The sequence below is a fragment of the Bosea sp. Tri-49 genome, assembly GCF_003952665.1.
In the GTDB taxonomy this organism is placed as follows: domain Bacteria; phylum Pseudomonadota; class Alphaproteobacteria; order Rhizobiales; family Beijerinckiaceae; genus Allobosea.
This window is the reverse complement of record NZ_CP017946.1, coordinates 2,678,970-2,692,614: the sequence shown is the minus strand read 5'-3', so window position 1 is coordinate 2,692,614 and position 13,645 is coordinate 2,678,970. Positions and strand designations below refer to the sequence as shown.

The window sequence follows — 13,645 nt, the reverse complement described above, 5'->3', positions numbered from 1 at the left end:
GTTAGCGGATTCTTGCGAATAAGAAGCAGTTAACTCTATGAGGCTTGCTCGCTGGCGCGCTTGGTCAAGCCGAGCCGCTCGCGGGCGAACCAGCGCGCCAGCATCAGCACCGCGACGATCGCGAGCCCGACCGCAAGCCCGATCCAGATGCCGACGCCGGCGAGTGGCGTGAGGAAGCCGAGGGCGGCCGAGAGCGGCAGGCCGATTCCCCAATATCCCAGGCCGGCAAACAGCATCGGTACCCGCGTATCGCGCAGGCCGCGCAGGATCGAGACGCCGACCACCTGCACGCCGTCGACGATCTGAAAGATCGCGGCATAGAACAGGAACAGCATGGCAAGCTGCGCCACTTCGGCGGCGCGCGGCTTGGTGGCGTCGAGGAACGGCACGACCAGCCAATGCGGGATCAGAAGCATCAGCAGGGCTGTGAAGCACATGAAGGCGGTGGCGAGCGCGAGCGCGGTCGCACCGGCACGGGCGATGCCCTCGCTGTCGCCGGCGCCGAAAGCACGCCCGACCCTGACGGTTCCGGCTTGGCCAATGCCCATCGGGACCATGAAACACAGCGAGGCGATCTGGATCGCGATCGCATGGGCGGCGAGCGAGGTCGGGCCGAGCAGACCCATCAGGAAGGCGGCGCCGTTGAAAATCCAGACCTCGAAGCCGACCGTCGTGCCGATCGGCAGTCCCATCCGCCAGAAGGCGCGATAGCGGCTCCAGTCCGGTCGCCAGAAGCGGCCGAACAGATGATAGCGCCGAAAGCGCCTGTCGAGCGAGACCACCATGGCGAGACCCGCGAACATCAGGGTCGAAGCCAGCGCCGTCGCCATCCCCGAGCCGGGCAGGCCGAGCGCCGGGAAGCCGAGTCGTCCGAACATCAGCACCCAATTGGCGAAGGCGTTGAAGACGACCGCGAAGAGCACGGTCACGAAGACCCAGAACGGCCGTTGCAGCGCCGCCAGGAAGCCGCGCAGGACGAGATAGAAGTAGAAGGGCAGGAGCCCCCATTGTAGCGTGTGTAGATAGGAAGCGGCAGCTTTCGCCAGCGCCGGATTCTGGCCCATCGCCGTCAGGATCGCCTCGGCTTGCCACAGGCAGAGCCACATCGGCCCAGCCATGGTCGCCGCCACCCAGAAGCCCTGGCGCACCGTGCGGCGCACGTCGCGGACCGAATGCCGGTTCCGCCCGAGCTCGATCGCGACCATCGGCGCGACGGCTGCCATCACGCCGATGCCGAAGATCAGGAAGGCCATATAGAGATTGGAGGCGAGCGCGCCGGCCGCCAGCGCATCCGGGCCGAGATGACCCATCATCACGACGTCGGTCGCAGTCATCGCCGTCTGCGCGACATTGGTCAGCACCATCGGCCAGCTCAGCGCCAGCATGGCCTTGACCTCGGTGAGCCAGGGGCTCGCCGACCGGTAGGGAAGGGCGATCTGCGACATCGCTGCCTTTTATCTGGGCAAATTGCTCCTTCACAGCCCTCGTTGCGCCGGGGCGAGCCGCGCCCTGCGCGGGGCGCGCTGCCGGTCCGCGCGGCAACGCTGATTCTGCCTCTTGCGCGTGCGGCCCGGTTCCTGCCTGCTGCGCATCTCGACCAAACCATGTCTGCCTGCGGAGAGCCGACGAAATGAGCACCAACCTGCGGATCGATGGGGAGCGCCTGGTATCGCGACTGGCGGCCCTGTCGAAAATCGGCGCGACGCCGGAGGGCGGCTGCCGGCGATTGGCGCTGACCGATGAGGACAAAGCGGGGCGCGACTGGCTGGTCGGCGAGCTGAAGGCGCTCGGCCTCGATGTCCGTGTCGATGCGATCGGCAATATCGTCGGCATCCTCAAGGGCCAGGAAGACGGGCCGGCGGTGATCATGGGCTCGCATATCGACACGGTTGGCACCGGCGGGCGCTTCGACGGAGCGCTGGGCGTGATCGGCGGCGTCGAGGTGCTGGCGGCGCTGCGCGATGCCGGCGTGACCCCCAAACGCGACATGGCGGTGATCGCCTTCACCAATGAGGAGGGCGCGCGCTTCCACCCCGACATGCTCGGCTCCTATGTCTGGGCCGGCGGGATGAGCGTCGAGGCTGCTCACGTCGAACTCGATGCTGACGGCGCCGTGCTCGGCAGCGAGCTGAAGCGCATCGGCTATCACGGCGCGGAACAACCGGGCTTCCTGCCGGCGCATGCCTATCTCGAACTGCATATCGAGCAGGGGCCGGTGCTGGAGAGCGAGGGCGGCGGGCTCGGCGCAGTCACCGGCATCCAGGCGATCTGCTGGCTCGAGCTGACTCTCACGGGGCGGCCGAGCCATGCCGGCACCACGCCGATGCGCTATCGCAAGGACCCCGGCCTCGCCGCGGCGCGAATCAACATCTTCGCCAACGAGCTGACCAAGACGATCCCGGGCCAGCTCGCCAATTCCGGCGTGATCCGCGTCCGGCCCGGCAACGTCAACGTCGTGCCCGAGACTGTGGTGATGACGCTCGACCTGCGCAATCCGTTGGACGCGCCACTGGCTGAGGCCGAGGCGGCCGTGCGGAAGTTCTGCGCCGAATTATCGGCGCGCGACGACATCGCCATCAGCTTCCGCGATCTTGCCCGCTTCCCGGCGACGCCCTTCGCCGAGGAGCTGATCGCCAGCGTTGAGGCGAGCGCCGCCGAGTTCGGCTTGCCGATTCGGCGGATGATCTCGGGCGCCGGCCATGACGCGCAGATGATGTCGCGCCTCTGCCCGACGGCGATGGTCTTCATCCCCTCGATCGGCGGGCTCTCGCACAATCCGGCCGAGCTCAGCAGCGACGACGACATGGTCGCCGGCGCCAATGTCCTGCTCAGCGCCGCCTGGCGCGCCGCCAACGCCTGACGGGGATTCCAGTCATGACCGCCATCGCTTCGCTGTCCGCCGCCGAACTCGGCGGCCTCTATGCCGCTCGCGAACTCTCCCCGGTCGAGGTCGCCAGGGATGCGCTTGCCCGCATCGACCGTTTCGAGCCGGAGGTGAATGCCTTCGTCGTCCGCGAGGAGGGCGTGACGCTCGCCATGGCCGAGGCCGCGCAGGCGCGTTGGCTGAAAGGCGAGGCGCTCGGTCCGCTTGACGGCGTGCCGGTGACGATCAAGGACAATCTCGGCGTTGCCGGCTGGCCGATGCGGCGCGGCTCCGCGATCGCCTCCGATGTGCCCTTTCAGCAGGACGCGCCCGCGACGGCGCGGCTGCGCGAGGCCGGCTGTGTCTTCCTCGGCAAGACGACCATGCCGGAATATGGCTGGAAGGGCGTCGGCGATTCGCCCTTCTCCGGCATCACCCGCAATCCCTGGGATGTCTCGACCGGCCCGGGAGGCTCCTCTTCGGGCGCCGCCGTCGCTGCCGCGCTCAATCTCGGCTGCATCCATCTCGGCACCGATGGCGCCGGCTCTGTGCGCATTCCTGCTGCCTTCTGCGGGGTCTTCGGCCTGAAGCCGACCTATGGCCGCGTGCCGGCTTGGCCCGCCTCGGTGATGGGGTTCCTGGCGCATCTCGGCCCGCTGACCCGCACCGTGCGCGATTCCGCCCTCGCCATGAATGCGATCGGCCGGCCTGACGCTCGCGATATGACCGCCTTCAAGGACATGCCGCCCGACTTCATGGCGGAGCTTGATCGCGGCGTGCGCGGTCTGCGCATCGCCTGGTCGCCGCGGCTTGGTGGCGACGCCCTGGTCGATCCTGAGATCGCGGCTCTGACGCACGCGGCGGCGCTGGCGTTCCGCGAGCTTGGCGCGACGGTGGAGGAGGTCGATCCTGGCTTCGACGACCCGATCGCGACCCTGACGACGCTCTGGTCCGCCGGCGCGGCGCTGGCATTGCGCAGTGCCGATGTGGCCGCGCGCGCGCAGATGGATCCGGGCCTGGTCGCGGCCGCCGAGATTGGCGAGGCGATCGACAGCGCGACCTATGTCGATGCCCTGCTGTACCAACGCAATGCGCTCGCCTATCAGATGGCGCAGTTCCACGAGCGCTTCGATCTCCTGCTGTCGCCGACACTGCCGCTGCCGGCCTTCTCTGTGGGCCGCAACACGCCCGAGCATGGCCGTTATGGCGAGGATTGGACGCGCTGGACGCCGCTGACCTACCCGTTCAACATCACGCAGCAGCCAGCCGCCGCCGTCCCGTGCGGGCTGACTTCGGCCGGATTGCCGGCGAGCCTGCAAATCGTCGGGGCCTTCGGCAATGATGCGCTGGTGATGCAGGCGGCCGCGGCCTTCGAGGCGGCGCGGCCCTTCGCCCGTGTCGACGCGCCGATCAAATCGATTTAGTTTTTAGGGCGCAATTTTCTGCGGCGGCTGGGTGGGCTCGCGCGTCATTTGTTTGCAAACGATGTCGCGGGCGGCAAACCAGTTCCGTCTGGCACGAACCCTGCAGAGCCAATTCTTGTCGTAGCGACCCGTCAAGCGTGTTGTCAGGTGCAGATTTTTCTGCCCACACTCTAGGCAAGGTCGCCCGATCAGAGGCCGCCGCCGCTTCAGGGGAGAGTACAAGATGGACCGCAGGAATTTTCTGAAGACCGCCGCCGGGACCGGCGTTCTGGCAGCAACCGGCGGTCTCGCCATGCCGGCGCTCTCGCAAGGCGCTGCCGCCAAGACGCTGCGCTTTGTGCCGCAGGCCAATCTCGCCAATTTCGACCCGATCTGGGGAACGCAATACGTCGTCCGCAATGCCGCAGCATTGGTCTGGGACACGCTCTACGGCATCGATTCGAAGTTCCAGCCGCAGCGCCAGATGGTCGAAGGCGAAGAAGTTTCCTCCGACGGGCTGACCTGGACCTTCAAGCTGCGTTCCGGCCTCAAGTTCCATGACGGCACGCCGGTGCTCGCCAAGGACGTGGTGCAGAGCCTCAAGCGCTGGCAGGCCCGCGACCCGATGGGCCTAATGATCAAGGCGATCGAGAACGAGCTCTCCGCCGTCGACGATCGGACTTGGACATGGAAGCTCAAGCAGCCCTTCCCGAAGATGCTGTTGGCGCTCGCCAAGAACAACGCGCCGTGCTCCTTCATCATGCCCGAGCGCATCGCCAAGACCGATCCGTTCACGCAGATCACCGAATATGTCGGCTCCGGGCCGATGAAGTTCGCCCGCAATGAATGGGTGCCGGGCGCCAAGGCCGTCTTCGAGAAGTTCGCCGACTATGTGCCGCGCTCCGAGAAGGCCGATTGGCTCGCCGGCGGCAAGAATATCTTGGTCGACCGCGTCGAATGGGTGATCATCCCCGATGCCGCGACCGCGGCAGCCGCTCTGCAGAGCGGCGAGGTCGACTGGTGGGAAACCCCGCTCTCGGATCTCGTGCCGGTCCTAAAGGCTCACAAGGACATCAACGTCGATATCGGCGATCCGCTCGGCAATATCGGCGCCTTCCGCATGAACCACCTGCATCCGCCCTTCAACAATCTGAAGGTGCGCCAGGCGGTGCTGACGGCGATGAACCAGGAAGACTTCATGCGCTCGATCGTCGGTGACGACGACAAGCTCTGGAAGCCGCTGCCCGGCTTCTTCACCCCCGGCACGCCGCTCTACACCGAAGCCGGCGGCGATATGCTGAAGATGAAGAACGTCGCGGCCGCCAAGAAGCTCATCGCCGAGTCCGGCTATAATGGCGAGCCGGTGATCTGCGTGGTGGCGCAGGACATGTCGGCGACCAAGGCGATGGGCGACGTCACCGCCGAACTGCTCAAGAGCATCGGCCTGAAGGTCGATTTCGTCGCCACTGACTGGGGTACGGTCGGTGCCCGGCGCGCCCAGAAGACACCGCCGAGCCAGGGCGGCTGGAGCATGTTCCACACCTGGCATGCCGGCGCGGACTGCATCAACCCGTCCTCCTACACAGCGATCCGGGCCAATGGCGACAAGGCCTGGTTCGGCTGGCCGGACGTGCCGGCGGTCGAGACCGAGGTCACCAACTGGTTCAATGCCAAGGATCAGGCCGAGGAGAAGGCGGCGATGGACCGGCTCAACAAGGCCGCTGTCGAGAACGTCGTCTACGCGCCGACCGGCTTCTACCTGGGCTATCAGGCCTGGCGGAAGAACGTCACCGGTGTGACCAGCGGCCCGCTGCCCTTCTTCTGGAACGTCGCGAAGGGCTGAGACCAGAGCAAGCCTATGTCCCGGCTTTAGCTGGGGCATGGCCCAGATCACGCCCGCCGGATCTATCGGGATCGCAATCCTGATCGGTCCGGCGCCAGCAGCGGCAACTCAGGGTTTCGATGCTCGCATTCATCATCAGACGCATCATCACGACGATCCCCGTCATGGCTTTCGTGGCGCTGTTCGTCTTCTCGCTCCTCTACATCGCGCCGGGCGATCCGGCCGCCGTGATCGCCGGTGACCAGGCCTCGCCGGCCGATGTCGAGCGCATCCGCCAGAGTCTCGGGCTCGACCGGCCCTATCTCGTCCGCTTCGGCGAATGGTTCTTCCGGGTGCTGCAAGGTGACCTCGGCACCTCGATCTTCACCTCGCTGCCGGTGACGCAGCTGATCGCCCAGCGCATCGAGCCGACGCTGTCACTGATGGTGCTGACGCTGATCCTGGCGGTGTCGATCGCCGTGCCGCTCGGCGTCATCGCGGCCTGGAAGGCCGGTACCTGGGTCGATCGCGCCGTGGTCGGCTTTGCCGTGTTCGGCTTTTCTGTCCCGGTCTTCGTGATCGGCTACCTCTTGGCCTATGTCTTCGCGCTCAAGCTCGATTGGGTGCCGGTGCAGGGCTACACGCCGATCGCGCAAGGCATCTGGCCCTGGTTCAAGAACCTGATCCTGCCGTCGATCACGCTCGGGACCGTCTATATCGCGCTGATCGCGCGCATCACCCGCGCGACCATGCTCGAGGTGCTCCAGCAGGATTATGTCCGCACCGCCCAGGCGAAAGGCGTCGGCAACCGTGACGTGCTCTTCCTGCATTCGCTGAAGAACGCGGCGGTGCCGGTCGTCACCATCATCGGCATCGGTGTCGCGCTGCTGATCGGTGGCGCCGTCGTCACCGAGAGCGTCTTCGCCATTCCAGGGCTCGGCCGGCTCACGCTCGATGCGATCCTGCGCCGCGACTATCCGGTCATCCAGGGCGTCGTGCTGATCTTCTCGTTCGTCTACGTGCTGGTGAACCTGGCCGTCGACCTGATCTACACCCTCGTCGACCCGAGGATACGCTATTGACCGCTCCAGCTGCTCCACTGCCCCTGGCGGATGAAATCGGCGCGGGCGTCAAGCCGCCCAGGCGCTCCTATCTGCGCAAGCACCCGTCGGTCGCCATCGGCGGCTTCCTCCTGCTGCTGATGATCTTCATCGCGGTGTTCGCGCCCTTGCTCTTCACGGTCGATCCGACGGCGATCGCCACCTCCAGGCGCACGCGCGTGCCGTCCGAATTGTACTGGTTCGGCACCGACATGCTCGGCCGCGACATCTATTCGCGTGTCGTCTACGGCGCGCGGGTCTCGCTGATCGTCGGCTTCTCAGTCGCCATCCTGGCGTCGGTCGTGGGTCTGGCGATCGGGTTGTTCTCCGGCTTCGTGCGCTGGGCCGACGGCATCGTCATGCGCGTCATCGACGGCATGATGTCGATCCCGCCGATCCTGCTCGCTATCGCATTGATGGCGCTGACGCGTGGCTCGGTCGGCAACGTCATCCTTGCCATCACCATCGCCGAGATCCCGCGCGTCGCCCGCCTGGTCCGCAGCGTCGTGCTCTCTTTGCGCGAGCAGCCTTATGTTGAGGCGGCGATCTCGAATGGCGCCCGCGTGCCGCGCATCATCATCAAGCACATCCTGCCCAACACAATCGCGCCGATGACGGTGCAGGCGACCTATATCTGCGCCAGCGCCATGATCATCGAGGCGATCCTGTCCTTCATCGGCGCCGGCGTGCCGCCTGCGACCCCGTCCTGGGGCAACATCATGGCCGAGGGCAGGGCGCTCTGGCAGGTCAGGCCGCATATCGTCTTCTTCCCGGCTGTGTTCCTGTCGATCACCGTGCTCGCCGTGAACCTGCTCGGCGACGGATTGCGCGACTCGCTCGATCCAAGACTCGCCAAAAGCATCTGAAAGCGGCCTGGCGTCATGTCATGCGTTGCTGTCGGGCCTCGTCGGAGCCCGGTCCGTTCGTCGAATTGGCTCGCAGGCGCGCGAACTCACTCGCGCTGCGACGCGGCCGCTTTCCGTCATGGGACTGCCGGCTGGGCGCTAGGCGCGAAGATCGACGACGACGTCGCCGGACACCGCGTCGGTGACGCCGAGATTGCCGCCAAGATCTTCGAGCGTGTCGCGGAAGCTATTGAGCGTCGCGATCATCTGGTCGCGAGCGCCCTTCAGCGCGGCGAGGTCGGCCCATTCGCCGATCAGGCAATAGGAATGGTCACCGGTCTTGATGATGTGCCCCTTCGCGAGGCCCGGCCAACTGGCCTTGCCGCCGCGATGGGCATCGAGGAACTCCGCCTCCCGGCCGGGCTTGATGCGGAAGCGAACGACATTGAACGTGGTCATGGGCTTGGTCCGAAGCTCGGTGCTGCCTCGGCAGCCGCGGCCGGCGGTTCCGGACCGAGCCCAGAGGGAACGCTCGACGCTATTGCCGCAACGGCAACTGCGCAATGGCGCACAGGGATAACGCCGCACATCTGCAGCGGCGGCCCTCGCTAACAGTCAAGCACAGCAGGAGCCTTTGCCATGCCTCGCATTCTGACCGTCGGCGCTGCCCAACTCGGGCCGATCCAGCGCGAGGAGAGCCGCAGGCAGGCGGTTGCGCGCCTGATCGATCTGATGCGTCAGGCGAAATCGAATGGCTGCGACCTCGTCGTCTATCCGGAAGCGGCGCTGACCGCCTTCTTCCCGCATTGGTGGATGGATGATGAGGCGGAGATTGACAGCTATTTCGAGAGCGCCATGCCCTCGAACGAGACCGCGCCGCTCTTCGCTGAAGCCGAGCGGCTCGGGATCGGCTTCCATCTCGGCTATACCGAGCTCGCCCATGAGGACGGCCGCAAGCGCCGCTTCAACACCGCGATCCTCGTCGACAAGGCCGGTGAGATCGTCGGTAAATACCGCAAGATCCATCTGCCGGGCCATCCCGAGCATCGCCTGGACGCTCCCTTCCAGAATCTCGAGAAGCGCTATTTCGAGACCGGCAATCTCGGCTGGCCGGTCTGGGAGACCATGGGCGGCCGGCTCGGCATGATGATCTGCAATGACCGGCGCTGGCCCGAAAGCTACCGGGTCATGGGCCTGCAGGGCGTCGAGATGGTTCTGCTCGGCTACAACACGCCCAAGCACAACCCGCCGGCGCCCGATCATGACCGGCTCGGCAATTTCCACAACCAGCTCGTCATGCAGGCCGGCGCCTACCAGAACGCGACCTGGGTCGTCGGCGTCGCCAAGGCCGGGCTCGAGGCCGGCGTCGACCAGATCGGCGGCTCCTGCATCATCGCCCCGACCGGCGAGGTGGTAGCGCAGGCGGTGACCGAGGACGATGAACTCGTCGTCGCGCGCTGCGATCTCGACCTCGGCAACAGCTACAAGAATTCGACCTTCAACTTCGCCAAGCACCGCGAGCCTCAAGCCTACGGCATGATCGTCGAGCGCAAGGGTGCGGTGGTGGCGTGAGCGCTGTTGGCGCATGCGTCGCAGTCGCCGGGCGCGGTCGAGAACCGGCTCTGATCAGGCCAAGGGCTCCCCGATGCCGCGTTCGTTCGTTGAACAGAGAGACGCGGCGCTTCGACAGGAGTGATGACGTGTCCCCCGATCCCCTGAACAAGGACTGCTTCTTCCCGCCCAAGCTCGCCCAGCACGACGCGAACGCGCGTGGCCTCGCCGGCGGCCCGCAGAATGGCGGCATGTCGAATGTCCAGCGCATCCATCTCAGCGTCGGCCAGTACTATTTCCGGTTCTGCGATTCGGCCCGCTTCGCATCGGACCCGGCGCGTGCTGCGGCGGGCCCCTGGTGGGCCGAGTACGAGGTCTTTCTCAAGGTGAAGCAGGCGGCGCGGCGCCAGGGCACAATCCAGCGCTACGCCAACATGGCGGGCTCGTCACGGCTCGCCTATGCGGCCAAACTGTACTTTGCCATCCCCTATGAATGGGGCGATTGCGGCTCGCTGGTCATCGCCCGGCTGGAGGATCGCCTCGACGCCTTCAAGGGGCGTGGCCTGCCCGCTTACCTGAGCGGCGCCGACCCGCGCGACGGCGGCGCGAAATACATTCCCATGCAGGACCCGACCATCTCGCAGCTCTACATTCCTGAGCTGCATAACCACTTCGCCAAAGCCTTCTCTATTATCCAGAAGGGCGCTACGGCCAGCTTCGCCTGAACGCGAAGCGGCCGCCCGCCCGGTTTCCCCAAGGAGCTGTCATGACTCACGATCTCATCCTGAAGGGCGGGCGGGTAATCGACCCATCGCAGAAGCATGACGGCATCATCGACGTCGCCTTCACCGACGGGAAGGTTTCGGGCTTCGGCAAGGACCTGAAGGGGGCCAAGGAGATCCGCGACGTCTCCGGCTACATCGTCACGCCCGGGCTGATCGACCTGCACACCCATGTCTACTGGGGCGGCACTTCGCTGGGCATCGACGCCGATGAGTTCTGCCGTGCCTCGGGCGTCACCACCTCGGTCGACACCGGCTCGGCCGGCCCCGGCAACTGGCCGGGCTTCCGCAAGCATGTGATCGAGAAGAGCCAGGCGCGCATTCTCGCCTATCTCCATGTCTCGCATGCCGGCATCTACGGCTTCGACCACCGCGTCATGGTCGGCGAGAGCGGCGATCTGCGGTTGATGAACCCGATCGACTGCGTCGAGGTCGCCGACAAGAACCGCGACCTCATCGTCGGCATCAAGGTCCGCGTCGGCCTGCACGCCTCGGGTACCTCCGGCACGGTGCCGCTCAACATCGCGCTGCAGGTCGCCAACGAGGTCGGCATGTCGCTGATGTGCCATATCGACCATCCGCCGCCGTCCTATGAAGAAGTCATCGGCATGCTCAGGCCGGGCGACGTGCTGACCCACGCCTTCCGCCCGTTCCCGAATGCCCCCGCGACCGCCCAAGGCACGGTGAAGCCCGAGGTGCTCGCCGCCCGCAAGCGCGGCGTGATCTTCGACATTGGCCACGGCAAGGGTTCGTTCTCGTTCAAGACGACACGCGCGATGCTGGCCAACGGCTTCGAGCCGGACGTGATCTCCTCCGACGTGCACAAGCTCTGCATTGACGGCCCGGCTTATGACCAGGTCACCACCATGTCGAAGTTCCTCTGCATGGGCATGAGCCTGAACAATGTCGTTGCCGCCTCGACCGTGAACGCCGCCACGGCGCTGAAGCGGATGGAATACGGCTCGCTCAAGGTCGGCTCGCTCGGCGACGCGACGGTGCTCACCGTCAAGGAAGGCAAGTTCGACTATGTCGACGTCGTCGGCGAGCATCTGATCGGCGACAGGAAGATCGTCTCCGAGGGCGTGGTGCTGAAGGGCGCCTGGTGGCACCCCAAGCGCAGCAACAAGTTCAGGAAAGTCGAGGCGGCGTAAGGCACGAGCGTCATTCTCGGGTCAAGCCCGAGCATGACGTGCAGTTGTTCTGATGACCACATATCCAACCTCCTGGCGCTCCATGGCCCCCGCCGACTTGCCAGCCGTGCTGGCTGTCGCGGCTGAGGTGCATCCTGACTACCCGGAAGGCGAGGCGGTCTACGCCGAGCGGCTCGCGCTGTATCCGGCCGGCTGCCTCGTCCTGGCGGGCGGGGAGGGCGTCGGCGGTTATGTGCTGAGCCATCCCTGGCGGCTCGGACAGGTGCCGGTGCTCGACAGCCTGCTCGGTGCATTGCCTGATCAGGCCGACGCCTATTACATCCACGACCTCGCTCTGCTGCCGGGTGCGCGCGGCGGTGGCGCCGCCTCCGCCTGCGTCAACAGGCTAGCGTCACACGCCCGTGCCTCGGGCTTCGCCCGGATGGCGCTGGTCGCTGTCGGCAACTCGGCCGGCTTCTGGCGTCTTCACGGGTTTCACGAGGCGCATGACGAAGCGCTTGCTCGCAAGCTTGCGAGCTATGACGATGCGGCCCGCTACATGGTCCGCGATCTCGACCACGATTGGAGAACAGCATGAGTGCCGAAGACAAGCTCAAGGAGCTGGGGCTGACCCTGCCCGACGTCCCGACCCCGGTCGCGACCTATGTCAGCTTCAAGCGCGTCGGCGAGTTCATCTACCTCTCCGGCCAGGGGCCGAAGCGCGCCGACGGCACCTATCCGACCGGCAAGGTCGGCGCCGGCGTCTCGATCGAGGAAGCCTATGAGCACGCCAAGCAGACCGGGCTTGGCCTGCTCGCGGCGATGAAGAAGGCGGCCGGCTCGCTCGACAAGATCGAGGTCGTCAAGCTGCTCGGCATGGTCAACGCTGCGCCCGACTTCGCCCAGCATCCCAAGGTCATCAATGGCTGCTCGGACCTGTTCGTCGCCGTGCTCGGCGACAACGGCCGCCATGCCCGCTCCGCCGTCGGCATGGGCTCGCTGCCCAACAACATGACCGTCGAGATCGAAGTCATCGTCCGGGTGCTGCCGTGACCACTGCGCTCGCTGAAGAGATCGCCCGCGTCTACGGCACGCCGGCCGTCGTCATCGACCTCGACAAGGTCGAGGCCAACATCGCCCGGCTCCAGGCCGCCTGCGACGCCGCTGGCGTCGCCAATCGCCCGCACATCAAGACCCACAAATCGCCCGAGCTGGCGCGGCTCCAGGTCGCCGCCGGGGCGCGCGGCATCACCTGCCAGAAGCTCGGCGAGGCCGAGGTCATGGCCGATGGCGGCATCGACGACATCCTGATCAGCTACAACATCCTCGGCGAGGAGAAGCTGGGGCGCCTTGGCGCCTTGCAGCGCCGCGTTCGGATGATCGTCGCCGCCGACAACCTCGTCACGATCGCCGGCTTGCCCAAGGCGGCCGAGATCGCCGGGCGCAATCTCGAGGTCGTGGTCGAGTGCGACACCGGCCGCAAGCGCGCCGGCGTCGAGACGCCGGGCGAAGCGGTCGAGCTCGCCAAGCAGATCGCTGCCTCCAAGGGCCTGACCTTCGCCGGCTTCCTGATGTACCCGCCGGAAACCGGCTGGCCGGCAACGCAGGATTTCCTCGACATCGCCAATGCCGGGCTGCGCGAGGCCGGCCTCGAAGCCGGCATCATCTCGACCGGCGGCTCGCCCAATATCCCGAATATCGGCAAGCTCAAGGGCTCGACCGAGCATCGCTCGGGCACCTCGATCTTCAACGACCGCATGCAGATCGCGGCCGGGGTGGCGGAGCTCGAAGACTGCGCGCTGACGGTTTACGCGACGGTGGTCAGCCGGGCCGGAGCGGAGCGCGGCATCCTCGATTCCGGCTCGAAGACGCTGACAAGCGACAAGGGTAATCTGGATGGGCACGGCTACATCCTCGAATATCCGCTGGCCCGGATCGCGCAATTCGCCGAGGAGCACGGCTTCCTCGACCTCTCCGGCAGCAATGAGCGGCCTAATGTCGGTGAGGTCGTGCGGATCGTCCCGAACCATGTCTGCGTCGTCGTCAACATGGTCGATCGGCTGGTGACGGTGCGCGGCGACAAGCTCATCGGTGAACTGCCGGTGGCGGCAAGGGGCAAGTTGACCTGAAGGCCAAACGTCATGCTCGG

13 protein-coding genes are annotated in these 13,645 nt (G+C 66.2%); 11 read left to right on the top strand and 2 right to left on the bottom strand.

What is annotated here, in order from left to right; genetic code table 11:
• Window positions 1-35: 35 nt before the first annotated feature.
• A complete protein-coding gene (locus BLM15_RS13230; RefSeq protein ID WP_236846655.1) occupies window positions 36-1,445 on the bottom strand; it encodes an MATE family efflux transporter in 1,410 nt (469 codons plus the stop codon).
• A 185-nt stretch (window positions 1,446-1,630) separates the two neighbouring features.
• Between BLM15_RS13230 and BLM15_RS13225 the strand changes: the two genes are divergently transcribed.
• The 5 genes from BLM15_RS13225 to BLM15_RS13205 all read left to right on the top strand — a co-directional run bounded on the left by BLM15_RS13225 (window position 1,631) and on the right by BLM15_RS13205 (window position 8,054).
• On the top strand, window positions 1,631-2,860 hold the full coding sequence (locus BLM15_RS13225) for a M20 family metallo-hydrolase (RefSeq protein WP_126113191.1): 1,230 nt from the start codon (window positions 1,631-1,633) through the stop codon (window positions 2,858-2,860).
• 14 nt (window positions 2,861-2,874) lie between these two features.
• On the top strand, window positions 2,875-4,287 hold the full coding sequence (locus BLM15_RS13220; RefSeq protein WP_126113190.1) for an amidase: 1,413 nt from the start codon (window positions 2,875-2,877) through the stop codon (window positions 4,285-4,287).
• A gap of 223 nt (window positions 4,288-4,510) precedes the next feature.
• On the top strand, window positions 4,511-6,109 hold the full coding sequence (locus tag BLM15_RS13215; RefSeq protein ID WP_126113189.1) for an ABC transporter substrate-binding protein: 1,599 nt from the start codon (window positions 4,511-4,513) through the stop codon (window positions 6,107-6,109).
• Between the two features lie 119 nt (window positions 6,110-6,228).
• Entirely contained in the window at window positions 6,229-7,170 is a 942-nt protein-coding gene (locus BLM15_RS13210; RefSeq protein ID WP_126113188.1) for an ABC transporter permease, read from the top strand.
• On the top strand, window positions 7,167-8,054 hold the full coding sequence (locus BLM15_RS13205; RefSeq protein WP_442859445.1) for an ABC transporter permease: 888 nt from the start codon (window positions 7,167-7,169) through the stop codon (window positions 8,052-8,054). The genes BLM15_RS13210 and BLM15_RS13205 overlap by 4 nt, the downstream gene beginning before the upstream one ends.
• A 138-nt stretch (window positions 8,055-8,192) precedes the next feature.
• Here BLM15_RS13205 and BLM15_RS13200 read toward each other — a convergent pair whose 3' ends face one another.
• Window positions 8,193-8,492 carry an antibiotic biosynthesis monooxygenase family protein gene (locus BLM15_RS13200; RefSeq protein ID WP_126113187.1) on the bottom strand — a complete coding sequence of 100 codons (300 nt, stop codon included), beginning with the start codon at window positions 8,490-8,492 and terminating at the stop codon, window positions 8,193-8,195.
• 180 nt (window positions 8,493-8,672) lie between these two features.
• On the opposite strand from BLM15_RS13200, the gene BLM15_RS13195 reads away from it, so the two are divergent.
• The 6 genes from BLM15_RS13195 to BLM15_RS13170 all read left to right on the top strand — a co-directional run bounded on the left by BLM15_RS13195 (window position 8,673) and on the right by BLM15_RS13170 (window position 13,625).
• Window positions 8,673-9,605: an N-carbamoyl-D-amino-acid hydrolase gene (locus BLM15_RS13195; RefSeq protein ID WP_126113186.1), complete on the top strand. Its 933-nt coding sequence runs from the start codon at window positions 8,673-8,675 to the stop codon at window positions 9,603-9,605.
• 128 nt (window positions 9,606-9,733) lie between these two features.
• Entirely contained in the window at window positions 9,734-10,309 is a 576-nt protein-coding gene (locus BLM15_RS13190; protein WP_126113185.1) for a hypothetical protein, read from the top strand.
• 41 nt (window positions 10,310-10,350) lie between these two features.
• On the top strand, window positions 10,351-11,517 hold the full coding sequence (locus BLM15_RS13185; protein WP_126113184.1) for an amidohydrolase/deacetylase family metallohydrolase: 1,167 nt from the start codon (window positions 10,351-10,353) through the stop codon (window positions 11,515-11,517).
• Between the two features lie 52 nt (window positions 11,518-11,569).
• Window positions 11,570-12,094 (top strand): GNAT family N-acetyltransferase, encoded by a 525-nt coding sequence (locus tag BLM15_RS13180; RefSeq protein ID WP_206438635.1) that lies wholly within the window; start codon window positions 11,570-11,572, stop codon window positions 12,092-12,094.
• On the top strand, window positions 12,091-12,549 hold the full coding sequence (locus BLM15_RS13175) for a RidA family protein (protein WP_126113183.1): 459 nt from the start codon (window positions 12,091-12,093) through the stop codon (window positions 12,547-12,549). The genes BLM15_RS13180 and BLM15_RS13175 overlap by 4 nt, the downstream gene beginning before the upstream one ends.
• Complete coding sequence (locus tag BLM15_RS13170; protein ID WP_126113182.1) at window positions 12,546-13,625, top strand: D-TA family PLP-dependent enzyme; 1,080 nt, start codon at window positions 12,546-12,548, stop codon at window positions 13,623-13,625. Before BLM15_RS13175 ends, BLM15_RS13170 begins: the two co-directional genes overlap by 4 nt.
• The last annotated feature ends 20 nt before the right edge of the window (window positions 13,626-13,645 follow it).